18 protein-coding genes and 1 pseudogene are annotated in these 23,313 nt (G+C 67.6%); 7 read left to right on the forward strand and 12 right to left on the reverse strand.

All coding sequences use genetic code 11. From position 1 onward, the window contains the following. Positions 1 to 47: 47 nt before the first annotated feature. From IG08_RS0119905 to IG08_RS0119915, 3 genes are all read right to left on the reverse strand, one after another. Positions 48 to 824, reverse strand: coding sequence for an anti-sigma factor family protein (locus IG08_RS0119905; RefSeq protein ID WP_275937271.1), 777 nt, complete (start codon positions 822 to 824; stop codon positions 48 to 50). A 47-nt stretch (positions 825 to 871) separates the two neighbouring features. Continuing rightward, a complete protein-coding gene (locus IG08_RS0119910; protein ID WP_010039908.1) occupies positions 872 to 1,393 on the reverse strand; it encodes a sigma-70 family RNA polymerase sigma factor in 522 nt (173 codons plus the stop codon). A 319-nt stretch (positions 1,394 to 1,712) separates the two neighbouring features. Beyond that, positions 1,713 to 2,309 carry a CGNR zinc finger domain-containing protein gene (locus IG08_RS0119915; protein ID WP_030603977.1) on the reverse strand — a complete coding sequence of 199 codons (597 nt, stop codon included), beginning with the start codon at positions 2,307 to 2,309 and terminating at the stop codon, positions 1,713 to 1,715. Between the two features lie 213 nt (positions 2,310 to 2,522). Between IG08_RS0119915 and IG08_RS0119920 the strand changes: the two genes are divergently transcribed. After that, complete coding sequence (locus IG08_RS0119920; protein ID WP_052424794.1) at positions 2,523 to 2,999, forward strand: anthrone oxygenase family protein; 477 nt, start codon at positions 2,523 to 2,525, stop codon at positions 2,997 to 2,999. A gap of 227 nt (positions 3,000 to 3,226) precedes the next feature. On the opposite strand, the gene IG08_RS0119925 is transcribed toward IG08_RS0119920, so the two are convergent. From IG08_RS0119925 to IG08_RS59135, 4 genes are all read right to left on the reverse strand, one after another. Continuing rightward, on the reverse strand, positions 3,227 to 4,390 hold the full coding sequence (locus IG08_RS0119925) for a uroporphyrinogen-III synthase (protein WP_030603981.1): 1,164 nt from the start codon (positions 4,388 to 4,390) through the stop codon (positions 3,227 to 3,229). 153 nt (positions 4,391 to 4,543) lie between these two features. After that, the gene (locus IG08_RS0119930; protein ID WP_030603984.1) at positions 4,544 to 5,926 is read right to left on the reverse strand and encodes a nitrate/nitrite transporter; all 1,383 of its coding nucleotides are present in this window, start codon (positions 5,924 to 5,926) and stop codon (positions 4,544 to 4,546) included. A 157-nt stretch (positions 5,927 to 6,083) separates the two neighbouring features. Beyond that, positions 6,084 to 6,224 (reverse strand): FG-GAP repeat protein, encoded by a 141-nt coding sequence (locus tag IG08_RS60170; RefSeq protein WP_158812260.1) that lies wholly within the window; start codon positions 6,222 to 6,224, stop codon positions 6,084 to 6,086. A 74-nt stretch (positions 6,225 to 6,298) separates the two neighbouring features. Continuing rightward, positions 6,299 to 7,408, reverse strand: a complete 1,110-nt coding sequence (locus IG08_RS59135; protein WP_030603988.1) for a formylglycine-generating enzyme family protein — start codon at positions 7,406 to 7,408, stop codon at positions 6,299 to 6,301. Between the two features lie 138 nt (positions 7,409 to 7,546). Here IG08_RS59135 and IG08_RS0119945 point away from each other — a divergent pair, with 138 nt between their 5' ends. Next, positions 7,547 to 8,242: a hypothetical protein gene (locus tag IG08_RS0119945; protein WP_030603990.1), complete on the forward strand. Its 696-nt coding sequence runs from the start codon at positions 7,547 to 7,549 to the stop codon at positions 8,240 to 8,242. 46 nt (positions 8,243 to 8,288) lie between these two features. Here IG08_RS0119945 and IG08_RS0119950 read toward each other — a convergent pair whose 3' ends face one another. From IG08_RS0119950 to IG08_RS0119960, 3 genes are read right to left on the reverse strand one after another with little or no spacing between them, the layout of a single operon-like run. Further along, positions 8,289 to 8,975, reverse strand: a complete 687-nt coding sequence (locus tag IG08_RS0119950; RefSeq protein ID WP_030603993.1) for a nucleotidyl transferase AbiEii/AbiGii toxin family protein — start codon at positions 8,973 to 8,975, stop codon at positions 8,289 to 8,291. Continuing rightward, positions 8,972 to 9,322, reverse strand: a complete 351-nt coding sequence (locus IG08_RS0119955; RefSeq protein WP_234342918.1) for a hypothetical protein — start codon at positions 9,320 to 9,322, stop codon at positions 8,972 to 8,974. The genes IG08_RS0119950 and IG08_RS0119955 overlap by 4 nt, the downstream gene beginning before the upstream one ends. A gap of 47 nt (positions 9,323 to 9,369) precedes the next feature. Continuing rightward, positions 9,370 to 9,852: an ATP-binding protein gene (locus tag IG08_RS0119960; protein ID WP_030603999.1), complete on the reverse strand. Its 483-nt coding sequence runs from the start codon at positions 9,850 to 9,852 to the stop codon at positions 9,370 to 9,372. A 240-nt stretch (positions 9,853 to 10,092) separates the two neighbouring features. On the opposite strand from IG08_RS0119960, the gene IG08_RS0119965 reads away from it, so the two are divergent. From IG08_RS0119965 to IG08_RS61405, 3 genes and pseudogenes are all read left to right on the forward strand, one after another. Beyond that, positions 10,093 to 10,947 carry a helix-turn-helix domain-containing protein gene (locus tag IG08_RS0119965; RefSeq protein WP_030604004.1) on the forward strand — a complete coding sequence of 285 codons (855 nt, stop codon included), beginning with the start codon at positions 10,093 to 10,095 and terminating at the stop codon, positions 10,945 to 10,947. Positions 10,948 to 10,958: 11 nt separating this feature from the next. After that, on the forward strand, positions 10,959 to 11,177 hold the full coding sequence (locus tag IG08_RS57255; protein ID WP_078655663.1) for a DUF397 domain-containing protein: 219 nt from the start codon (positions 10,959 to 10,961) through the stop codon (positions 11,175 to 11,177). A gap of 50 nt (positions 11,178 to 11,227) precedes the next feature. Further along, positions 11,228 to 11,511, forward strand: a pseudogene (locus IG08_RS61405) (tyrosine-type recombinase/integrase); the annotation flags it as partial. A 12-nt stretch (positions 11,512 to 11,523) separates the two neighbouring features. Here the strand turns inward: IG08_RS61405 and IG08_RS60180 are convergent. Together IG08_RS60180 and IG08_RS0119970 are read right to left on the reverse strand one after the other, a co-directional pair. Further along, the gene (locus IG08_RS60180; protein ID WP_158812261.1) at positions 11,524 to 11,799 is read right to left on the reverse strand and encodes a hypothetical protein; all 276 of its coding nucleotides are present in this window, start codon (positions 11,797 to 11,799) and stop codon (positions 11,524 to 11,526) included. Beyond that, positions 11,799 to 18,905 carry a polymorphic toxin-type HINT domain-containing protein gene (locus IG08_RS0119970; protein WP_234342920.1) on the reverse strand — a complete coding sequence of 2,369 codons (7,107 nt, stop codon included), beginning with the start codon at positions 18,903 to 18,905 and terminating at the stop codon, positions 11,799 to 11,801. The genes IG08_RS60180 and IG08_RS0119970 overlap by 1 nt, the downstream gene beginning before the upstream one ends. A gap of 591 nt (positions 18,906 to 19,496) precedes the next feature. Between IG08_RS0119970 and IG08_RS0119975 the strand changes: the two genes are divergently transcribed. After that, on the forward strand, positions 19,497 to 22,961 hold the full coding sequence (locus tag IG08_RS0119975) for a DNRLRE domain-containing protein (protein WP_030604009.1): 3,465 nt from the start codon (positions 19,497 to 19,499) through the stop codon (positions 22,959 to 22,961). 90 nt (positions 22,962 to 23,051) lie between these two features. Further along, positions 23,052 to 23,297, forward strand: coding sequence for a hypothetical protein (locus tag IG08_RS0119980; protein WP_030604012.1), 246 nt, complete (start codon positions 23,052 to 23,054; stop codon positions 23,295 to 23,297). Positions 23,298 to 23,313 lie beyond the last annotated feature (16 nt).

Here is a 23,313-nt window from a genome sequence, read left to right on the forward strand (position 1 = left end):
CTATGTGCGCGCTCTGCGGGAATTCACGCGTCTGCTCACGTGTCCCTTCACGCGTCCACCTGGACGAGCTTCTTGCCGTCGGAGGTCACGACCTCGAAGTGATCGATGTCGTTCGGGCTCGGTGCCCCGGCTGCGGCGATGTAGAGAGGGTTCTTGGACTCTTCGGTCTTGCCGTCGGGGAGGCCGTAGCCCCACTTTCCGACGGTCCAGGAGGACATCGTCCAGCGCTCGCCGTTGGTGCCGACGGCGATCAGGGAGCACTTGAGCGGCCCCTTGACGCCTTTGAGTTCGAGGACCCCCGAGGTGCCCCAGTCCTTCTCCGACAGCGCGACGGTCGCACTGACGCCCGTTGACGCGTCGGTCGCCGAGACCTTGTCGTCCATGGACTCGAAGAGTTCCTTCGCGGTACTCGCCAGGACCTGCGGCTGCTCGCTGCCGCCCGAGTCCCCGCCGCTGGCCGCCATGGCGACGAACGGGCCGCCGATGATCAGCGCGGCCGCGGCCGCCACCATGTAGAAGCTGCGACGGCGCTTGTGGGCGCGGCGCTCGGCGACCTCGTCGACGAGCTTGTTCACCACCCGTGGGCTGGGCTTGGCGGACAGGGACTCGCCGATCGCGGGGGTGCCGGAACCTGGCAGGTCCGCGAGCGCGGCCAGCATCGGTTCCATTCCGGCGAGTTCGTCGAGCTGCTGGGCGCACCATTCGCAGGTGGCGAGATGGGCCTCGAAGGCGGTCGCCTCGGCGTCGTCGAGGATCCCGAGGGCGTAGGCGCCGACGGTCTCGTGCTCGTTCGGCACCGGAGATCCCATCATGGAGCCAGACATACCCGAACCACCTGTGCCGAATCCCTGGTTTCCCCCGTAAACACTCATCACGCCGTCACCCCCCGCTCCTCCAGTGCCAGCTTCATCGACCGCAACGCGTAGAACACCCGTGAGCGGACGGTGCCGCTGGGTATGCCCAGGGTTTCTGCCGCCTCGTTGACGGTACGCCCCTTGAAATACGTCTCGACCAGCACCTCCCGGTGAGCGGGGGTCAGGTCGTCCAGTGCGTCGGACAACGTCATCAGCCACAGCGCCTTGTCGATCTCGTCCTCCGCGGGGATGACCTCCAGCGGCGACGGATCAACCTCCTGCGGCCGGGCCTGCCGGCTGCGGTGGCCGTCGATGACGATGCGCCGGGCGACCGTCACCAGCCAGGGGCGTACCGATCCGGTCGCTCGATTGAGCTGGCCGGCGTTCTTCCAGGCACGGATGAGTGTCTCCTGCACGACGTCCTCGGCTCTTTGCCGGTCTCCCGCGACCAGCCGGAGGACATACGCCAGGAGCGGTCCGGCATGCTCTCTGTACAGGGCACGCATCAGCTCCTCATCAGGTTCCGAGGGCTGGGACATGCGATGTCGGGCCCTCGATCCACGTTCATTGGCCACGACGGAATCCTTGCGCACGCCCACCTCCGATGTCCGGGGGTTCCCCCAGTCGGTCGCTCGACGAGGGGTACGGACGCGGGGAGTTGAGTGTTCAAAGTGTCATGACAGTTTTCTTCTGAGTGACGTGACGAGACGGGACATGCGCGCACATTCCCGCCGCGTGATCTTTACATTTCCGCCACATTGGCAAGATCGCGACGACTGCCCGTGAGGCGGCGAAGGTAAACGACCTGTAATCGAAATCACTTCGACAGTCGCTCCATAGAAGGAACATAACGGGCACTCAGGTCCGGGCGAGTGCCGCCCGGCGCCGGTGCCGGGCCACTCTTTCCCGGTTCCCACAGACCTCACTGGAGCACCAGCGCCTCCTGCGCCCCCGTGACGTATCCAGGTACACGATCGGACAGTTGTCGCCCTCGCACTGTCTGATCCCCGCCCGGGCGACGGGGTCGGTGAGCAGCTCCACGGCGTCCCGGGCGACGGCTCCGAGCAGCGCCGCGCACGCGGGCGGACCGTCCAACTCCCTTACGAGCTTGCCGTCTTCGCCTGCCACGGCACGCGGTGCCGGGGGCGGGGCGAGGGCGAACTCGTTGACCCGGGCGAGCGCGAGGCCGTACGGCAGACCGGTCTGCGGCGCCGGTCCCCCGCGCACCAACTGTCCGATACGGCCGCGCAGTTCACGGAAGCCCACGAGCCAGGAGGCGTCGGCGTGCGCGAGCGGGGTGCCGTAGGGAACCAGGCCCGACCCGGTGATCCAGGCGCACAGCACCTCCACGGAGTCGAGCCGTTCCTCGGGGTGGGTGGTCGCGAGGAGGTCCAGGCAGATCCGCCCGGAGTCGAACCGCAGCTCGTACGCGGCCATAGCCGTACCCAGTGCCATGTGCCTGTCACCGCCTAGGGGTTGCCCCGGTCGTGAGGGGGCTCGGTGAGATGCCAGCGAGAGGAGGGTGTAGGGGGGAGAACCGTTCCCTCATACAGTGCCTGCCCGCTTCGGCGGCCGGAACCCCTCGTACCTCGTCTGCCTGGACGCCCGCTTATGCGGCTGCGCGTTCGGGCCATGTTCCGTGGCCGGTCAGGTCCGTTGACTGGAGCCATGACGACACGGGACAGGACACAGAGCTTCGTACTGGGCGCGGCCACGGTCGCCATGGGCCTGATCGCCGGGGCCTTCTACGTCTTCGGCTGCGCCGTGATGCCGGGGCTGGCCCGCAGCGACGACCGGGTCTACGTGGCCGTCATGCGCGACATCAACGACGTCATCCAGAACCCGGTGTTCTTCCTGAGCTTCCTCGGGGCGCTGCTGCTGAGCGGCATGGCGGCGTGGCAGGCGCGCGGCGAGCCGTACCGTGTCTGGGTCTGGGCGGCCTTCGTCGCGTACGCGCTCGTCTTTCTCGTCACCGTGGCGGTGAACATCCCGCTCAACGATGCGCTCGCGCGGAGCGGCGACCCTGGTGCTCTGCGCGAGGAGTTCGAGGGTCCGTGGGTGGCGTGGAACGTGGTGCGGGCGGTGCTGTCGACGGTGGCGCTGGTGTGCTTGGCGCGGGGCGCGATGCGACGCCGGGCCGTGTAGTCGCCTGTGGGTGGGTGGGGGTTGGCGCCTGTGTTTTCTCGCCCCCGCCGCCCCTTCCCGTCCCTGGGGCTCCGCCCCAGACCCCGCTCCTCAAACGCCGGAGAGGCTATTCCTAGCCCGTCCGGCGTTTGAGGACGAGGCCGTTCAGGCCGAAAGCGGGGGTCTGGGGGCGGCAGCCCCCAGGGACGGGACGGGAAGGGGCGGCGGGGGCGAGAACCGCTGTCGGGTCACACGTCCCCGTACTTGGAATCCGCCGCCGGGTCCAGCGCCAGCCGGTACCCCCGTTTGACCACGGTCTGGATCAGCTTCGGCGCCCCCAAGGCCGTACGCAGACGGGCCATCGCGGTCTCCACCGCGTGCTCGTCCTTGCCGGCCCCCGGCAAGGCCCGCAGCAGCTCCGCCCGGGCCACCACCCAGCCCGGCCGCCGGGAGAGCGCGCGCAGCAGCGACATCCCGGCGGGGGGTACGGGCCGCAGCGCACCGTCGACCAGGACCGCGTGGCCCCGGATCTCCACCCGGTGCCCGGCGATCGGCAGGGTGCGGGCCCGCCCCGGCATCTCTTTGCAGAGCAGCTGCACGAGGGGCCCGAGCCGGAAGCGCTCGGGCGCGACCGTGTCGACGCCCTGGGCCTGCAGCGGCAGGGCGGTGACCGGGCCGACACAGGCCGGCAACACGTCGTGGTTCAGGGCGGCGAGGAGTTCGGGGAGCAGGCCCCGGTCCTCGGCCCGGGACAGCAGGGACGCGGCGGCGGGCGCGCTGGTGAAGGTGAGGGCGTCCAGCCCGCGCGAGACCGTCGCGTCGAGCAGCCGGTCCATCGGTGCGATGTCCTCGGGCGGCATCCACCGGTAGACGGGGATCCCGAGCACCTCCGCTCCCCCGGCCCGGAGTGCCTCCACGAAACCGGGCAGCGGCTCGCCGTGCAGCTGCAGGGCGACCCGGCGGCCCTCGACGCCCTCCTCGAGGAGCCGGTCGAGCACCTCGGCCATGGACTCGGACGACGGCGACCAGTCCTCCGTCAGCCCGGCGGCGCGTATCGCCCCCTTGACCTTGGGTCCGCGTGCGAGCAGCTCCACCCCGCGCAGCCGGTCCAGGAGGTCCTCGCCCAGCCCCCACCCGTCGGCGGCCTCGACCCACCCGCGGAAGCCGATCGCGGTCGTGGCGACCACGACGTCCGGCGCCTGGTGGATGACCTCCTTGGTGGCGGCGAGCAGCTCACTGTCGTCGGAGAGCGGCACGATACGCAGGGCAGGGGCATGCACGACGGCGGCACCGCGGCGCTGGAGCAGCGCCCCGAGCTCGTCGGCCCGGCGCGCGGCGGTCACTCCCACGGTGAAGCCCGCGAGGGGGCCGTGGTCGGGAACCTGTGCTGGTTGCTGCTGTTCGTCGTACATAACTCTCGTCCCGCACTCGAGTCGTAGCACCTGCATGTGGAAGCGCCCTGTCTCGCGTAGCGCCTACAAGAGGTGGTCTTTCACCTGCATGGCAACCGAGCCTGTCAACGGCTCGTGACAGGCTCGGTTCCACTTGATGTCGCCAGTGTTACGTCACACCTCGGCGTAGTTGAGCTGCGGCTTCGTGTCGGTGGCCGCTTCGGACTGCGCCTTGGCGGCCGGGCGCCGAAGGTATACGGCCCAGGTGACCCCGAAGCAGGCGGCGTAGAAGGCGAGGAAGCTGACGAAGGCGCCGGTGCCGGAGCCGTAGGAGAGGAAGGACTGCCGGAAGGCGAGGTTGATGCCCACGCCGCCGAGCGCGCCCACCGCACCGATGAGTCCCATGGAGGCGCCGGAGAGGCGGCGACCGTAGGCAGCGGCTTCTTCGCCCTCGAGCCCCTTGGCCAGGGCCTTGGTCTGGAAGATGCCGGGGATCATCTTGTACGTCGACCCGTTGCCGAGGCCGGTGAGGACGAACAGGACCACGAAGGCGCAGGTGAACAGGGCCAGCGACTTCTCCATGCTGGCGAAGACCAGGACGGCGGTCGCGGCGCCCATGCCGACGTAGTTGTAGAGGGTGATCTTCGCGCCGCCGTACTTGTCGGCCAGCCAGCCGCCGAAGGGCCGGATCAGCGAACCGAGCAGCGGACCGATGAAGGTGACGTACGCCGCCTCCAGCGGGGTCCGGCCGAACTGGTTCGTCAGCACCTGCCCGAAGGCGAAGCTGTATCCGATGAACGAGCCGAAGGTGCCGATGTAGAGGAAGGACATGATCCAGGTGTGCGCGTCCTTCGCGGCGTCCTTGGCGGCGCCGGTGTCGTTCTTGACGTTCTCGATGTTGTCCATGAAGAGCGCGGCGAGGACGGCTGCGACCACGATGAACGGGATGTAGATCCCGAGCAGCACCCGCGGACCACCGCTGGCGCCGATGACCGCGAGCGCGGCCAGCTGGATGACCGGCACACCGATGTTGCCGCCGCCCGCGTTGAGGCCGAGCGCCCAGCCCTTCTTACGGAGGGGGAAGAAGGCGTTGATGTTGGTCATCGAGGAGGCGAAGTTGCCGCCGCCGATACCGGCCAGCAGGCCGACCAGCAGGAAGGTGTTGAAGGAGGTCCCGGGCTCCATCACCGTGAACGCGGCGACGGTGGGGACGAGGAGGAGGCCGGCCGAGACGATCGTCCAGTTCCGGCCGCCGAAGATCGCGACGGCGAAGGTGTAGGGGACGCGGACGACGGCGCCGACCAGGGTCACCATCGAGGTCAGCAGGAACTTGTCGGCCGGGGTCAGGCCGTACTCCGGGCCCATGAAGAGCACCAGCACGGACCACATGGTCCAGATCGAGAACCCGATGTGCTCGGAGAGGACGGAGAAGATGAGGTTGCGGCGGGCGACCTTCTCTCCGGTCTCGTTCCAGAAGGTCTCGTCCTCCGGATCCCACTGCTGGATCCAGCGGCCGCCCCTGCTCGGGGGTGCGGGGGCTGTGCTTGGGGCTGTCATGACGCCTCCACGGGGCTCCGGGGCTCAGGTCGTACTTCGAGTGGCTGATCCCGAAGGTAGGGAGGGCGCGTTTCCTGCCTGTGGCACCGGGTGACCGGAAAGGAACTTTGCTCTCACCCTGACCGAAGGCGGGATGAGAGGTCCTTACGGCTGTTTGTTACGAACAGCTCCCCTTGAAGACCGCGATCCGATGAGCCCTGCTGGCCGCGACCGCGATGTCCGCGGAGCCGTCGGCGTCGAGGTCGGCGACGGAGGCATCGTATGCAGTGTCGGCGGTGAGGGTGGTGAGGAGCGTCACTTCACCACTGCTACCCGTGTAGACGGCGACGGAGTCCCCTGCTGGTGCTCTGCTGGACCGCGACCAAGTCGGCGTCATACGGCGTCGGCCGCGACCCGGAAGCCGACGGTCGTGTATCCGCCGCTGCCGTCGCGGCCCTCCCCTCGGTAGCCGGTCGTGCAGCTGCGGCCGGTCGAGTACCAGGAGCCGCCGCGGACGGCGTTGACCTTCTTGCCGGCTTCGGCCCCGTTGACGGCGGTGATGAGGGACGAGGTCCACTCGAAGACGTTTCCCGCCATGTCGTGGGCGCCGTAGGCACTGGTTCCGTCGGGGTGACTCCCGACCACCGACGTGTAGCCGCCGGTCTCGGTGAGCTCGTCGAAGAGGTCGGTGTAGACGAAGCCGGTGTAGGTGGAGTGGTCGATCCATCCGCTGACGCCACCGGTGGAGGTGACGGCGAGGATCTCGGAGACGGGGTCGCTCTCGCCGTGGCGGGGCGAGTTCTCGTCGTTGTACGTCGCCTCCGTGTCGCCGTGGTGGGCGAGGTAGTAGGCGGCGCAGACGGCGTTGTAGGTGTAGCGGCTGGTGAGAGTCCCGTCGCTGTATGTCGTCCCCGCGTCGTGGCCCCAGGGATAGGTGTACGACGACGGCCCGCGCGCCGCGTTCTCCCACTCGGCCTCGGTGGGGAGGCGGAAGGTGACGCCGTCGGAGCGTGTGGTGAGCCACGCGCAGAAGTCCTGGGCCTGCTCGGCGGACACGGAGAGTACGGGGTGCCGGCCCTTGTCCGTCGGATACGTCCCGTCGCTCCAGTGGCCGGGCGCGTCCCCGCCGCTGTCGTCGAGGAAGTCCTTCCACTGGGCGTTGGTGACCTGGTAGGCGCCCAGCATGTACGCGGCGGAGATCGCGGAGGCCTCGCCGGCGCCGGTGGTGTTGCCGAGGTCGGCGGTGAAGGTGAAGGACGGGTTGGCGGGGATCTGGACGAGGGTCTGTCCGGCGGCGGCCGAGGTGACGGCCGGGGTGACTGCCGGGGTGATCGACGGGGTGGGAGTGGACGTGGCCCGTCGGCTCCGGCTCGCCGTCGTCGGCTCGGCGGAGGTGGTGGCCGCGAGCACGCCGCCGCCCAGGAGAGCGACGGCGCCGCCACCGCCGTAGAGAAGGAGTCTGCGTCGAGTGGGGGGCTCGTTGGTGCGCTCGTTTCCCGTCATGAACTCCGGAACGTAGTGAGGGTGTCTGTGCCGGGCGTGTCACCGGGCTGTGGGCGGACCCAGCGTGGTGGGGGCGGGGGCGGCGCCGGCACGGCTGGACCCGTAGGTACCCTGAACGCCTCGTGACCTGGGGGGTCCATGCGAACCACATCGACGGTTGTGACGGCCGCACTGGCCTGTCTGCTGACGGGCGCCGCGACGGCCGGCTGCTCGGACGGCACCGCGGAGGAACCGTCCGCCGAGCAGATGCTCGACGATGCGAACGACACGATGGACGCGCTCAAGTCGGTGACCGTCGAAGCGACCACCACGTCGTCCACCAGCGGCACCATATCCAGCCGCTTCACGACCGACCTCAAGAACAGGTGCACGTCCAAGGTGACCTGGTCCACCACGGGCGCGGCCCTCGAACAGATCCGGATCGGCGAGACGGACTACGTCCGCCCGAACCGCGCCTACCTCAATAAGTGGTCGGGCCGGTCGGTCACGACGGGCCAGGACACCTGGATCAAGACCCCGGCGAGCAAGGCACAGCCCGGAGACGGACTCTCCGCCTGCCCCAGGGAGTTCACCTCCTTCGGCACCGCGACCAAGGGCAAGGCGACCAAGGTCGACGGCACCCCGGCTCTCCAGCTGGTGGTGACCGACAAGGAGGACAAGGGCGGCACGTACACCTTCTACGTCGCCACCGAGGGCAAGCCGTACATCCTCAAGGTCGCCTACAAGGGCACCCAGTACCGAACGACCACCAGCTACAGCGCCTTCGACGAGCCACTGGAGGTGCGGGCCCCGGCCGAGACGGAGGTGCTGGACGCGGGCGATCTCGGCCTCTGAGCACTCTTGAGCGGAGCGCCCTGCTCGACCAGCAGAGCAGCCGGCCTTAGCTGTCGCCGTCTTCGGGATCCTCGTAGTCCTCGTACTCCTCGGCAAGTCGAAGCCCGAGGTCGGATTCCCAGTCCAGCGCCCATTGGCGCAGCTCGGTGATCTCTTCTGGTTCCATCCCGTACGCCGCGAACTCCTCGTCGCTCACCCAGACGACGCTCTCCAGCCGGTCGCGCAGCTCGCTCAGGTCGAACTCGGTCTGATCCCGCAGACCCAGCTGTTCGAGCTCGATCACGGAGTAGTACCGGCAGGCCGCATGTACGTCGATCACGTCCCGCGGCAGGCCACGATCACCGAGCGCGCGCACCTTCATGACCACGAGGTCCTCGAGATCGACCACCGGCCCGACATCCATGGCAACGGGCCTGCGGGACAGCGCCTCTTTGAGGAGGCCGACCTCGCAGGCCTCCCTGCTGTCCGGGTCCGTGACGAGCAGCCGCGCCTTCAGCGGTCTGACGTCGACGACAGCGACCGTCCATCCCTTGCCGCGCAGTCCGTCCGCGAGGCGCGGCACGATGTCCGACATCGAGGCGGGGTGCCGAGTCGCGAAGTCCAGATCCTGGCTGAGGCGAGTGACCAGACCGTGCGCCTGTACGGCGTATCCACCGGCCAAGGCCAGCTCGTACTCCCCACCCGCGTCCAGCGCATCCGCCAGCAGACGGCGGTGCAGTTCGGGCAGCTTCATGCGGCGCCGGAGCGACGAAGCTCGGGAAAGGTGCCCTCCCACGTCTCGCGGACGCCACGTCCCAGCATCTTGCGCAGGATCGGCCAGTGGCGGACGAGATGGTCGCGGTTGAGGTAGTGCACGAAGTCGTCCCGGGAGCCGTTGTTGAGGACGATCCGGTACAGGCCCAGCAGCAGCTTCACGTCCCCGAGGCTGAAGACCCGCAGCCCGGACCACGCAAGCTCCAACGGAAGCTCGACCGACCCGCTCTCGGGGCCGGCCAGCTCGTCCAGCGTCGCCGGCAGCCGCTCCGTCCCATACCCCCAGCGGGAGGGCACTCTGCTGCTTCCGTCTGCGTTCTCGACCACGACAGCAGTATGCCGGGCCCGTACGACAGCCGCGGCCGGAGAGGCGATCACGCGGCGACCCTCGCACCGCTCCCGGCCGACGGCCCGACCTCGCACCACAGCAGCTTCCCGCCCGCACCGACGAGACCGTCCCCGAGCAGACAGCCACCCCACGCGTCTGCGTAATGGCAGACGAGGAACAGCCCACGCCCACCGACAGCCTCCGTCGGGACGGGGGCCAGTGGCCCCGGCCCCTTGTCGAAGGGAGGCGGGATGTGCGGGTTGGTGTCCCAGACGCTCACCCTCAGCCGGCCGGGGGCGATACCCCGCAGGCGCAGGGTCGCGGGCCCGGTCGAGTGCCGGTAGGCGTTCGTGACCAGCTCCGAGGTCAACAGCTCGGCAGGATCCTGCAGTTGGGACATGCCGTGGCCGACGAGAACGGCACGCAACGTAACCCGGGCGATGCGCGCGGCGCGTGCGTCGTGGGGCAGTTGGAGGGCGTACGCCCAAGTTGGGGACCCTTCGCACTCCGACGGGGATACGGTGACCATGAACGCCTCCTGCGGTGGGGGGACTTGGTTCGCTCGACGGCCCGGCCGGGCGGTGGCTGTGCCGCGCGCGAGGTGCGGCGCGGTGCACTTCCGGCTTACCGGCAGGGCCGGTTGAGCGGTTCAGGTCTCACCATAGAGCGCCACATGGAATACATTCCACGAGAAGCAGGGAATGTAGCCCTTCTTGCCTTCGCGTGGGTGACCCCTCACGACATACGTACGAACGGGAAGTCGCAGCCGATGCCGCAGCCAAGCCCCCTCCCCACCGCCCGGCGCCGCCGCCTCGGGGTCGAGTTGCGCAGGCTGCGCGAGCGGGCCGACCTCTCCGCCACCCAGGCCGCGGCACTGATCGGAGCCACCCAGTCACGGGTGAGCAACATCGAAGCGGGTCGCTACGGAGTGAGCGCCGAGCGCGTACGCACCATCGCCCGGCACTACGACTGCACCGACGAGCCCCTGATCGAGACCCTCGCCACGCTGACCGGCGAGCGCCGGCGCGGCTGGTGGGAGGAGTACCAGGACATCCTGTCCCTCCGCATGCTGGACCTCACCGAGGTCGAGCACCACGCCACCGCACTGCGCGTGGCGCACGTCATCAACATCCCCGGCCTACTGCAGACCACCGACCACGCCCGAGCCCTGTTCGGCCACACGGTGCCGCCGCTGAAGCCCCACGAGATCGAGCACCGAGTCTCGCACCGCATCAAGCGCCAGGAGATCCTGCACCGAGAACAACCCCCGCCCTACACGGCGATCATCCATGAGGCCGCGCTCCGCATGCGCTTCGGTGACCGTGCCACCATCCGGGCCCAGCTCCACCACCTCAACGAGGTCGGCGAACTGGACCACGTCACGATCACCGTCATCCCCTTCGACAACGGACCGTTCCACACCTCGGGACAAGGCATCGACTACTTCCACGGCCCGGTACAGCAACTCGACACCGTCCAGCTCGACACCGACCACGGAGCAGAACTCATCGACGCACCAGCCCAATTGGAGCGCTACCGCCAGATCCTGGACCGCGCCGAACGAGCAGCACTCCCCCCGGCGAAGTCCCGCGACTTCATCACCCAGCTCACTCAAGACCTCTGAAGGAGCCCACCATGCCCGAACCGCACTGGCAAAAGTCCACATACAGCCAGGAGGCCTCCGCCTGCGTCTACCTCGCCACCACCCCCACCGGAACGATCCTCCTCCGCGAAAGCGACGAACCCGAAACCATCCTCACCACCGGCCCCCACCAACTCGGCGCGTTGATATCCAGGCTCAGGGCCGATCATCTCGCTTCCAGTGCAGGACCCCGGGTGCGAACCCGCTCCTGATTGACCGCAACGGCAACTGGAGTACCGCACCAATTCACCACTCTATGCATGGCAGAACGGTCGACCCGACAAACTTCACCCGCGCCTTCACGACACTCCTCCGCAAGGCCTGCCTCCTTCGTATCCGCTTCCATGACCTCCGCCATTCGACCGCCACTTTGCTCCTGGAGCAGAGGGCCGAACTCTTCGTGATCAAGGAACTCCTCGGCACGCCCACATCGGCGTCACCGCCATCGTCTACGCCCACGTCCGGCTCCGCCTCCAGTGCGACGCCATCGATCTTCTTGGTAATGCCCTCCGCAAGCCCGACTTTTCGAGCACCGAAGGTCCTTGATTCGAACACGCGTCAGCGCAGAAGTGAACGCATCCGCTGCACAATTTCCGCCGCCCCCGCTTGCACTTGAGCATCACTAAGCGTGCCCGGGATTGGGTCACCTTCACCCGCATAGTGATCATGCGCCAGATAAAACAGGTCAGTGGCCAACTGATAGTGGTCGGGCGACGGATAAGATCCCGAATAGTGCTTGTACAGGGGAAGGCACACAGTCGAAAAATCAACTGCCGACAGCCTGCCCTCTGCAACCGCAGAGGCAAGCACCAGGAACGGCTCTAGCTTGGCCATTACAGCTTCCCATGCATCGTCAAGTACCAGAACTGGTCTGATCCTGGATCGGATTTCCAGGCGCCTAGCATCTTTCCACTATCGAGGTCAACAGATACGTGGCGCCCTGAATTCAAATCCACATAATGCCGAGCCGGGGTTCCCCGATAGGTTCCCGCGATCTGAACGTTCCCAGGATTCTTCACAAAGTCCCCTATCGCGCCAACGAATGCTTGCTTGGTCGCCTTGCTTTCTTTCCCCATGATTCCGAAGTCTTCAGCGTGCTTGAAGTGGTGGGGAATGCTGTTCGAATCAATCCACGCAGATCCACAGCCGGGACCACTGTTATGCACAAGAACTGGAGTGTCCCCGGCGAGTACATAGTACGTATGCAGGTCATCAACGGTGAGGTTGTACGTACGGGCATGCTTGGTGAAGGAGCGGTTGCCGGTGACGATGACGGTGGCACCCTCGTCCGTGAGGAGGGTCATGCCCGGCTTCAGGGATCCCGCTTCGACCCAGTTCCCCTCCGACGGGGACCAGAACGGGTGCTCGAACGTGGCCGTCAGCTTCTCGATGCCGTCATCTGTTGCGATGGACAGCTCGTTGAAGTGCTTGTCGTGCTCGGTGATGATGAGACGCGTGACTTTTCTGGGGCCGGACTCGCCTGTGCGAGGATCTGCGGCCTTGACCTCGTCACCAACTCTGATGTCCTCGATGTCCTTGGTACTGCCGTCAGCCATGAGGACGTCAGTACCGGCCAGGAAGCACTGAGTGCATCCTCCTGCTATGCCCTTACCTGGTCGGCCACCGATGGTTATTCGCCCCGCGCCCGGCCCGTCCGACGGGCCACCAATTGCGCTGGTCGCTGCAGCCATTCCCATCGACATATTGTGGAAGTTCGTCATCACGGCTCGGGGACACGACTTCATGGCCCAGCAGACGTTGAGCCCCCAATAACCGAGTTGCTGCTGCGCTCCATCCGGGTTTGTTTCATCTGTCAAATATCCCGGAAGGACACCATTGGTCGACCGGACGGTATGCACATATGCGTAGAAGCGGTCAATGAACTCGTCCCGCCCCTTCCACTTCGTCGGGATACTGACGCCCGGAAATATCTCTGTGGGGTCGTAGTTGTAGCTACTGCTCGGACCGTTGCAGGACGTGCACGGTTTCTCCCCCTTGCGCTGACCCGTATAGCCCGCACGTTTCCCGTCTCCTGCAACGGGATAGCCGTCTCCGCAGATGTCTCGTCTGCACAAACCCGACGGGTCGCTGAAGCTGACAGGGCTGTTGCTGGAGTACGCATACCCGTTCATCTGGAGCGGGTCCGCGATGACGAGGAGCGGGTCGGCGGACAGAAAACGACCCGAGTTCTGGTCGTACTCGCGAGCGCCAATGTGCGTCAGGCCGGTCGCCGTGTCGTCGATGCCCACGCCCAGGTAGCTGCGCTTGTTTGGCCAGGCGGTCGGCTTGGTGCCGCGGACCTCGCCGTACGGCTTGAAGGCGCGGCGGGTGACGGTCTGGCCGGAGGCCATGTCCACCGAGGTGTTGGCGGTGCCCAGGTGGTCGGCCAGCAGGACGCTGAGCTTGTGGCCCGTCGTCGAGCCGTTGGTCGTGGTGCGGACGACCGTAGGGGCGCCGGCCTGGCCGTAGGAGCGTGAGGCCTTGGTGATCGTGCCCGTCGAGTCCGTCGTGAGTTCCGTCTCGCCCAGGTACAGGGTCGAGCCCGACGGCGAGTTCTCCAGCAGGCGGTTGCCGTCGGCGTCGTAGACGTAGGTCGTCTTCTTGCCGTCGTCCGTGATGGAGTCGAGCTTGTTCTCGGGTGTCCAGACCAGGTTCTGGGTGGTGTTGTACAGGTCCCGGACCTCGGTGTTGCCCGTGGCGTCGTAGGTGTAGGACCCGCCCTTGCCCGACGGGTTGGAGCTGACCCACGCCATCGTGTGCGGCTGCGTCTTGTACGCCGGGGTGGTCGGCGTCGCGGCAACCGTCTTGCCGTAGCCGTACGTGTACGTGACGTCCTGCTCGGTCATCGTCGCCCGGTTGCCGAGCCAGTCGAAGGTGAACGACTGGCGGTAGGCGGTCGTGCCCGTCGAGACCGTGGCCGCGTCGGGGGCCGCCGCCGAGAGCGTCGAGCTCAGCGTGCTGTCCGGGCTGGTCGAGTCCGTCGCCGCGTCCGGGGCGTCGGTCACCGGGCCCGACGAGGTCGCGTAGTCGGTGCGGTGGCCCCAGGCTGTGCCGTTCGCCGCCTTGCAGCCGGTGCCGTTGCCGGCCGGGGTGACGCTCGACGTCCAGGCGTGCACCAGCTCGCCCAGCACGTCGTAGGTGAAGCACTGGGTGTCCCAGGTTCCCGTTGCCGGGTCACCGAGTTGACGAGTGTTGGAGGTGATGGTGCCGGATGTGTCGTAGGAGTAGTAGCTGTCTGTGATGCGGTGCGGGTCGGCCGTCTCGCGGTCCGCGACCGTGCGCTGGAGGCGGCCGGTGTGCGGGTCGACGAAGTTCGTCGTCCAGACGCGATAGGGCTGGGATCCGGAGACGGTGCGCAGGACCTCGCCGTAGGGCGAGTAGGTGGCGTCGGCCGTGTACCAGGTCTGACCCGACGTCGACTCCACCAGGCCGTCGCCGTTGTAGCGGGTGACGACCTTCTCCTGCGTCAGGCCGCCCACGGCGGGCAGCGTGACCGACTGCGGCTTGCCCGTCGGCGTGTAGGTGTAGGCGTAGGAGTACTTGCCGGACAGGCCGGTGGTCATCGAGTTGGCCGGGATCTCCGTCTCGCTGCCGGTGACGTGGTACTCGGCGTCGTAACCCGTGACGCGGTTGATGTAGTCGCCAGTATCCGTGTGGCGCTTGGTACTTGACGGCTGGCCGATGCCGCCCGACGCCTCGTCGTAGGCGTATTCCCTGACCGGGGTGGCGTTCGCCGAGTCCAGCCGTACGTACTTCACGCGTCCCAGGACGTCGTACTCGGTGAAGGTCTCCCGCTGGCGTGCGTTCTTCACCCAGTTGGGGCGGTCGGCCGCGTCGTACGCCGTCTCCGTGGTGCCGGTGTCGGGGTCGGTCGCGGACGTCACCCGGGCGCGGGCGTCGTAGGTGTACGACCAGATGTTGCCCGCCGGGTCGGTGACCTTGACGCGGTTGCCGCGGGCGTCGTACTCGTAGGTGGTCGTGCGACCTGCGGACGAGCCGGAGTCGTCCTGGGTGTAGTGCTTGAGGGACGTGACCCGGCCCAGCGCGTCGTGGTACATCCGCGTTCTCGGTGCCGTCGATCCCACCGGGTTCACGTACGTGCTGGTCAGGCTGTACGTGGTGTACGTCGCGTACTTGTAGTCACCGCTGTGGTAGACCGACGCCCGGACCTCGCGCTCCAGGCCGTCGTAGCGGTACTTGGTCCAACTGGGGATCAGCGACAGCGACCTGGGGGCGAAGAGGCTCGCGGTCGGCTCGCTCTTCGCCAGGTACCCGCTGGTCTTCTTGTCGACGAGGCCGTGGTCGTTGTACGTGGTGTCCACGATGATCCGGCCGGGGCCGTGGGCCTCGGTCTGTGTCTGGACCTCGCGTGCCAGGCCGTCGAAGAGAGTGACGCCCGTGCTGTAGGAGCCGTCGTCCTTCAGGGCCTTGACGATCACCGCGGCCGGTTTGTTCTCCGAGGCCGTGGCTGTCGCGGGCTGGTAGTCGATCGTCACGCTGGGCGACTTGCCGTCCGAGCGGGACGGGGACCAGCCCTTCACCAGGCGGCCCAGAGCGTCGTACTCGTTGCGCGTCACACGGCCGTTGGGGTCGGTGGACGACAGCGCGAGCCCTCGTCCGGGGTCGAAGGTCGTGGTGGTGGTCTGGCTCTTGGCGTTGATCGACTTCACCTGGGTGACCGGGCCGCCCGCGTCGGCGGGGGTGTACTGGCTCTCGGTCGTGCCGGTGCCGGGAGCCGTGACCGTGCGCACCCGGCCCAGTGGGTCGTACGTCGTCCTGGTCCCGAGCGAGTACGCCGTGCCGGCGCCGTCGATCTCGGCCTTCAAGGTGACCATGCCCTTGGTCGGCGTGGCCTCGTAGGCCAGGTCGTCGTAGCTGTACTGCGCTGCCGACTTGAGCTTGGTGGCCGGGTCGGCCGCGGAGTAACCCGCACAGGACGTGCCTGTGCTGCGCTGCTCCTTGGGCAGGCCTATCAGCCAGGCCGTGGTGTTATGCAGGTACTTCGTGACGGTGCATGTCTGGTCGGACAGGGTCTCGCCGGTCCCGTTGGGCTTTACCACGGCCGTCTCGACCTGGACGGGCAGCCCGTAGGTGTCGTCGACAGTCGTAAGCGTGCGTACGGCGCGCCAGCTCTCGTCGTCCACCGTCTGGATCTCGTCCGTGCGCTTGACGCCGGTGCGATGGGCGAGCAACGGGTCCGCGGTGGTGCCGTCCTCGTTCTCGCGGGCTCGGGACGCGGTCTGCTTCGACCAGGGGTAGTTCAGGGTTCGCTTGAGTTGCTGGCCGTCGGAATCGCGGTAGGTGATGGTCTCCGCCGTCATGCCGGCGTACTGCGGCGCGTCGTCCGCAAGGAGCGTGTATGTGCTCTTGGAGTCCTTGACCTCACCGCCGATGCCCTGGAAGTACCGGGTCATCGAGCGGGACTGGGTCTGCGGGTCACCCTGCTCGGATATCGACTTGGCGCCCTTGGTGACCTCGACCTGCCGGTAGCCACGCCAGTCGCTGTAGGTACGCAGCGCGGGGCGGGTGAACTCGTCGTCGGTCTTGGCCCAGGCCGATCCGTCGTATCTGTACTTCGTCGTGACCGGCACGCCGTGCGAGGTGACCTTGTCGGTCTCGGTCACTGAGTCGACGACGTACTTGTTGAACCACACCTTCGCCGGGGTCTTGTCGTCGCCGTCGGGCGACCAACGCACCGGGTAGCAGGTGCCGTTGCTCTTCCCCTTGTCCTCCGCGGGCTCGGTCGCGCAACCGCCCGTGTACTCGACCTCGATGTCGCCGCCGTACTCGGTGGAGACCGTGCCGATGCGGGGGCGGGTGAAGCCGGGGCGTTGATCGGTCTTGCTCCTCGGCACCAGGTTGGGCAGCTGGCGGTCCTTCAGGCGGGCGTGCAGGGGTGCGGTGGAGCCGACGGTGTACGGCGCGAAGCTGATGCCGTTCTCGGACTGGAGGGTGCCGGTGGTGTCACCGGGCGCATAGCCGGTGCGGGTGATGGAGTTGAGCCACAGGCCGGGAGAGGTGTCGTACCAGTCAGCCGGGAAGGACTGACGGAGGGTGTACTTGTCGACCAGGCCCAGGCCTGTCTGGCCCGCGCGAGCCGCCTTCGTCGTCACCGTGTCCAGGCGCATCTGCGTCCAGAAGGAGGGGAACGGCGGGCAGAGCTTGGAGCTGGACTTGCAGTTGAGGTTGCCGGGGGTGTCCCACCACGGGCGGTAGGCGCCCGGGTCGTCGGTCTTGGCGAAGTTGGCCGAGGTGCAGGCCGTTTCCGACTTGAGGCAGCGCTGCTTGACGTTGAAGTCCACAGTCGCCGACGGTTTGGTCAGGCTGTCCGGACGCATGCCGTACTCGACCGAGGTCGGGTAGGCGTAACGGTCGTACTGCTCGGGCGACTTGAACTTCTTGCGGACGGCGTAGTAGTTCGTCTCCTGCGTCCAGTTGACGATCATCGTGTTGCCGTGGACGTCGACGATCTTGTCCAGACCCCAGCGCCAGGCCTGCTGCTTGCCCGCGCCGCAGCGGGAGTCGGCGAAGGCGGTGGCATTGCAGGGCTCGCCCGGGTGGTTGCCGAAGACCGGCGCGGTGGAGACGGAGTTGGTGGTGGCGTGCCCGCCGCCGACGCTGTTCTGGCCGTAGTAGTACTGGGTGCCGTCCTTGGTGGTGACGACCCAGTACTCACCGTTGTTGTCGTCGTTGGTGCCACCGACGCGGTGTTCGACGCGGGTGCCGTCGTCCTGCTGGGGACGGTAGACCTCGGTGTCCTTCTCCGGATCGCTCCCGGAGGCCGCGTCCCGGACCAGCTCGGTGGTCTTGCCGCCCAGCGACATCACCGCGTTGTACGACACCCAGCACAGGTCGGACGTCTTGTCCTTCTTGGCCGTGTTGTTGGGAGTTCCGGCCTTGAGCGTCTTGCGGTCGTCCTGGCAGGCGCGGTAGCGGCGCTCGATGTAGCCGGGGTCGTACGACCAGCCCTCTCCGATCCAGGAAGCCTGGGGCGAGGAGACCGCCGTACGGCCGTCCACTGTCTGCGAGCTGTAGTCGAAGGAAATCTTGGGTGTTGGTCCCGCGGGAGGGGCCGGCACGGTCAGCGGGTAGGACCAGGTGAACGCACCCGCCGATCCGCCCGCCTCCCACTTGCCGTCCGAGGCGAGCGGCGTCGCCTTGAAGCTGCCGCCACCGCTGGTGCCGGAGTCCACCGCGCCGACGACCGCCGTACTGCTGCCCGCGGCGGCTACCGGCGTCGCCGTTCGGTAAGTCACCTGGACCACACCGGAGTTCGCGGGTGCCGTGGACTCCGCCGAGGCGGTCGTCACCGTGCCGTCGGCCGTTGGGTCGACCGTGGCCGTGAGCGACGTCGACGCCGTGTCGTTCGTCGTCTCCAGTTCCTCGTACGTCTGGCACGCCTCGTCGTCGGGCGTGGTCAGGTAGCAGTCGGGGAACTGAACGAAGCGGAGTCGGGACGCCCATTCGGCGCCGTAGAGGCTTCTGAACTTGGAGTAGTCCAGCTTGACGGAGACGGGCACCGAGCCACTGGCGGGTGCCTCCACGACCACTACGGCACCGTCAACGCCCTGCCCGGTTGCGGTGGTTCGCTCCGGGATCGTGACCTGCCAGGTCCCCGTCGGCGCCGGCTGGTCGGTGGCCTGGCCGAGGCTCACCGGCAAGGTGCCGGCGGGGCTCAGCGCCGCCTGTTGTCCACTCGTGGCAGCCGTTCGGGCCGAGGCCGTCGTCGTGGTCGAGCCGAAGTTGACCGGCGCTGTGCCCGCGGGTGTGGTCGTCGTGTTGGCCGGCGCGGCGAGCAGGTCCGTGGGCACCTTGGCCCGCAGCGACCACCGGTCCCGGCTGATTTTCTTGCCCAGGACCGGCGTCTCCTGCTCAAGCTCCTCCAGGGTCACGGTCTCGCGCCCGATCTCCGCCTTCGCCGGATCCGGGGGCAGAGCCATCGCCTGCGCGGGAAGCAGCCCGACCAACAGCGCGGCAGCCGTGACCGGTACGGCTGTGCGCGCCACGCGGCGCCTGCGAGCATGCGGAAGTCGATCGAACACGACGAGGTCCCCCGGACCGGTTGGAGCGGGGCCGGTGACAGACCACGCGTGACGACTTATCAGACAGCGTAGATTCTGTGATCACTCTGTGAAGCAAAGCCAGAGGCGACATGACGATGTGATCATCGTCACGGTGTGTAACGCATCGCTACGCTTCGAATGCGCGCGAAAGGTGAATATCACTTTACTTGGGGTTAATTACCCCGTTGCTCATGATTAGAGAATGCGGTGGTTTTTAGTAATAAACAGCAAGCAAATTAGCGGCACTTGCGGGTGTTTAATGCCTTTCTGGGCCGTCCTCCTCAAGCGCTTGAGGCCCACCACGGTGCCCGTGGCCTCGCAGTCCAGGGGCGGCCCCCGGCCCCTCATGCCCCGCCGGTGACATCTCCACAGGGTGACGACAGTTCCTTCATAGGTCATGATCTGCTGGCCCGGCCGCGCCCTGTCCTGCGTCGCCGAGGGGAACGAGGGGGAAGGGGAACCCGCCCGATGACGCGCAACTGGGGCCGCGTGCCCGGCCGTCGGGCCGGTGCGGCACTGCTCGCCGCCGCGGTCACCACGACCGGCATCGTTTACGCCGGTTTCCGGCTGAGCGACGACGTCACGCACGAAGGCGGTGGCCGCGACGGCCACGCCACGACTGTCACCGAGTCCGCGGCGCTCACCAAGGCCGCGCGGACCGGGAAGGCCGTCGAGGTGACGGCAGCGCGCACCGCGCGTTCGACGACGTGGGCCCGACCCGACGGCCAGATGATGAAGCGGCTGCACTCCTCCCCGATCCGGGCCAAGGTGGGCGGCGAGTGGAAGAAGATCGACCCGAGTCTGCACCGCACCGAGCAGGGGTGGGAGCCGCAGGCCACCAACACCCGGATGGTCTTCTCCGCCGGGTCCGACGGGCGGAGCGAGCAGCGGGCGTCCCGCTCGACCGTTCAGCGGGTCTCCCTGGTGAAGAGCGCTGCCGCGGACACCGGCACTCCCCTGGCCACGCTGTACGTCGGCGGCGGCGACTACGCGATCCAACTGACCTGGCCGGACGCCGTGCCGACGCCGATCGTCGACGGCAACCGGATCCTGTACCCGGAGATCTTCCCGGGCGGCGACCTGGTGCTGACGGCGGACGACGACGGCTTCGGTCAGGTCCTCGTCGTCAAGAACCGGCAGGCCGCGTCCGACCCCCATGTGCAGCAGATGGCCTACGGCCTGCACTCTGCCGATCTCACCTTCCGGCTGGATCCGCTGTCGCGCATGGTCACCGCGGTGAACGCCTACGGCGACGAGGTCGCCGTCTCCCCCACCCCACTGATGTGGGACAGCAGCGGCGCCCCCGCCGTCACCGACGGCACCGTCGGCGCGACCGCCCAGCCGACGGAGTCCGAGTCCCCGGACCCGACGGACTTGCCGAGTGAGACACCCTCGGACACCCCGAGCCCCTCCGAGGAGGAGGTCGAGTCCGACGAGCAGAGCGACACCGACATCGAGGTCCTGCCCTCGGACAGCGACGGCCCGGAACCAACCGTCTCGGACTCCCCGCTGCCGAGCCCGCCCGCGAAGCCGACCCCCGAACCGTCCCAGACCGGCTCCGCCGCGACGCTGAGTCTGCCCTCCCTGAACGGGCCGTCGCCGGACTCGCGCGGTGACCTCGTGGAGGCGGACCTGTCCACGGGCCAGTGGACGCTCACACCCGACCAGGACTTCCTGAGCGACCCCGCCACCACCTACCCGGTCTTCATCGACCCGTCGGTCAAGAAGCACACCCAGGACTGGACCACGGCCTACGACCGCCACCCCAAAGCCACGTTCTACAACGGCAAGGACTTCAACAAGGGCGGCACGCACGAGGCCCGCGTCGGCTTCGAGTCGGACACCTGGGGCACTTCGCGGTCGTTCTTCAACATCGAGTTCGACAAGGATCTCAAGGGCACCAAGATCACCAGCGCCAAACTGCGCATGCTGGAGACCTACGCCTGGTCCTGCCAGGCCCGCTCGATGAGCGTGCACCTCACCAGCGAGATCGACTCGCACACGAACTGGAACAACGCGCCCGAGCTGCACGACGGCAACAAGCTGGCCACCAAGAGCTTCGCGCACGGCTACAAGTCCAGCTGCGGCAACGACTTCGAGCGCTTCGACGTGAAGAAGGGCGCGCAGAAACAAGCCGACGCGGGCGAGGAAATGATCACCTTCGGGCTGCGTGCGCGAGACGAGGACGCGCAATACGCGTGGAAGAAGTTCCAGGCCAACGGCGACTACGCACCCACGCTCGAACTCGTCTACAACCGCAAGCCGTCGATCGTCCCCAACTCACTCGACCTCGGCCCCGAGGGCAAGTGCACCACCACCAAGCCGTACGTCCGCATGGGCTCCGGCGACCTGACGTTCACGGCCAAGGCCACCGACAAGGACAAGAACCTCGACTACCTCGACTTCGATCTGTGGGAGATGAACAAGTGGGCCGCCACCGGCGACCTGCTGAAGTCCACCGGCAAGGTCTCCGCAGGCATTGACACCGGCACCGCGCTGCGCACCACCGACAAGTTCTCCACCAGCGGACTCAAGAGCGGCGCAACATACTCCTGGCGGGTCCGGGCCTTCGACGACGTCGGCCCCAGCGCAGCTTCCGCCTGGTACCCGAAGAAGCCCTGCCGGTTCGTCCTCGACACCACCGCGCCCCGCCCGCCCAAGGTGTCCTCCACCGACTTCCCCAACGCGGACGGCAGCGAGAACGGCTTCGGCAGCGGCGCAGAGGACGCCACCTGGTCCACCAAGAAGTTCGGCACCCCCGGCACTTTCACCGTGCGCGCCGTGAACGCCGACGTCAAACGCTACGAGTACGGCTACAACTCGCCCAGCTACACCGGCAGCGTCCCTCGCACCCCCGGCTCGTCCACCATCCTCAGCGCCACCATCAGCGACGCCAAGCCGCCCACCGCCGGACCCAACGTGCTCTACGTCCGCACCGTCGACAGCGCCGACAACGTCTCCGAGCCGACCAAGTACTTCTTCTACGTCACCCCGCGCGACCAGGCCGACAAGGTCGGCGACTTCACGGGTGACCTGCTGCCCGACATGATGGTGGTCACCGAGGCCGGCAACCTCGCCCTCTACCCCTCCCAGGCCACGGTGACCGACCTGAGCAAAGGCACCGGCGACCTGGACTACTCGATGCCAGGGGCTTACCGGGCGAATCCCGACAAGGACCCCGACGGCGACGATCTGCCGCCCTACGTAGCCGCTCCCAACGGCCATTTCAAGGGCGCCCTGATCACCCACAACGGCGACATCTACGGCGGTGACGGCCTCCAGGACCTCGTCGTCCGGGTCGGCGGCAGGCTCTGGGTCTACCCGGGCGACGGCTACGGCGCCGTCAACATCGACAGACGGCAGGAGATCCTGCTGCCGTCGGACGCCCCGAGCCTCTCGTCCCTGACCCAGATCGTCGCCGCCGGCGACATCACCGGCGACGGCCGCACGGACTTCCTCGCCACGGTCGGCGACGAGTTGTGGGCCTTCACCGGCTACCACGGGGCAACGGTCGACCAGGCGATCCGCCTGTCCTCCGCCTCCTGGACCAATCGCGACCTGGTGACCGTCGCGGACGTCAGCGGTGACGGTGTCTCCGACATGGTCTACCGCTCCGACACATCCGGGCGACTGCTGCTCCGCAAGGGCATCGCCGCGAGCGGCGGCGGGACCGACCTCAACTCCCTGTCGTCCGCAGCGAACTCCTCGGGCGGGGCGGACGCCGAGTACGGCGCCTCCGGCTGGCTCAGCGCCGATGTCCCGCTGCTGATGGGTACGCCCAGCGCCGACGCCGACACGATCCCCGACATCTGGGCCGTCCGCTCCGACGGCTCCGTGCGGTTCTTCTCGGGCAGCAAGACCGCGCTGTCGGGCTCCGGCACTGAGATCGTCACGGCGAACAGCTACTGGCAGACACGGATCGCCATCGGGTGACGCGGGTGGGCTCCGCATCTCTCGCGGATGCGGAGCCCACCATGTGCCACCGTCCAGCAGGAACCCGTATCCCCCCACAGCTCAAGGACCATGAACGAAGAAACGTTCCTTCAAGACAACTCGGCCGAGGCGGGACCACAGCGCGAGAACACCACAGGTGTGCGGGTGGCCCACACCCTCCTGTGGATTCAGGCTGCGGCTCTGGTTCTCTTCGCCGCCGCACTCGCCTGGGCAGTCACCCTCATGGGCGGGGGCTGGTACCTGCTCGGCGGCGCGCTCTTCGTCTGCGGTCCGCTCCCGCTCTGGTATTTCCTCACGGACCGCCGAGGCCGATAAGGAGACTAGCCCGTCT

Source organism: Streptomyces fulvoviolaceus, assembly GCF_000718165.1.
GTDB classification, from domain to species: Bacteria; Actinomycetota; Actinomycetes; order Streptomycetales; family Streptomycetaceae; genus Streptomyces; species Streptomyces fulvoviolaceus.

Coding starts and splice junctions, on each gene's coding strand:
- IG08_RS59135 (WP_030603988.1), bottom strand. CDS start 7,408: ATGACGGGAAACGAGCGCACCAACGAGCCCCCCACTCGACGCAGACTC.
- IG08_RS0119915 (WP_030603977.1), bottom strand. CDS start 2,309: ATGGCACTGGGTACGGCTATGGCCGCGTACGAGCTGCGGTTCGACTCC.
- IG08_RS0119980 (WP_030604012.1), top strand. CDS start 23,052: ATGAACGAAGAAACGTTCCTTCAAGACAACTCGGCCGAGGCGGGACCA.
- IG08_RS0119960 (WP_030603999.1), bottom strand. CDS start 9,852: ATGGTCACCGTATCCCCGTCGGAGTGCGAAGGGTCCCCAACTTGGGCG.
- IG08_RS0119975 (WP_030604009.1), top strand. CDS start 19,497: ATGACGCGCAACTGGGGCCGCGTGCCCGGCCGTCGGGCCGGTGCGGCA.
- IG08_RS0119910 (WP_010039908.1), bottom strand. CDS start 1,393: ATGTCCCAGCCCTCGGAACCTGATGAGGAGCTGATGCGTGCCCTGTAC.
- IG08_RS0119905 (WP_275937271.1), bottom strand. CDS start 824: ATGTCTGGCTCCATGATGGGATCTCCGGTGCCGAACGAGCACGAGACC.
- IG08_RS0119925 (WP_030603981.1), bottom strand. CDS start 4,390: ATGTACGACGAACAGCAGCAACCAGCACAGGTTCCCGACCACGGCCCC.
- IG08_RS0119945 (WP_030603990.1), top strand. CDS start 7,547: ATGCGAACCACATCGACGGTTGTGACGGCCGCACTGGCCTGTCTGCTG.
- IG08_RS0119920 (WP_052424794.1), top strand. CDS start 2,523: ATGACGACACGGGACAGGACACAGAGCTTCGTACTGGGCGCGGCCACG.
- IG08_RS60180 (WP_158812261.1), bottom strand. CDS start 11,799: ATGGCCAAGCTAGAGCCGTTCCTGGTGCTTGCCTCTGCGGTTGCAGAG.
- IG08_RS0119950 (WP_030603993.1), bottom strand. CDS start 8,975: ATGAAGCTGCCCGAACTGCACCGCCGTCTGCTGGCGGATGCGCTGGAC.
- IG08_RS57255 (WP_078655663.1), top strand. CDS start 10,959: ATGCCCGAACCGCACTGGCAAAAGTCCACATACAGCCAGGAGGCCTCC.
- IG08_RS0119970 (WP_234342920.1), bottom strand. CDS start 18,905: ATGGCTCTGCCCCCGGATCCGGCGAAGGCGGAGATCGGGCGCGAGACC.
- IG08_RS0119930 (WP_030603984.1), bottom strand. CDS start 5,926: ATGACAGCCCCAAGCACAGCCCCCGCACCCCCGAGCAGGGGCGGCCGC.
- IG08_RS0119965 (WP_030604004.1), top strand. CDS start 10,093: ATGCCGCAGCCAAGCCCCCTCCCCACCGCCCGGCGCCGCCGCCTCGGG.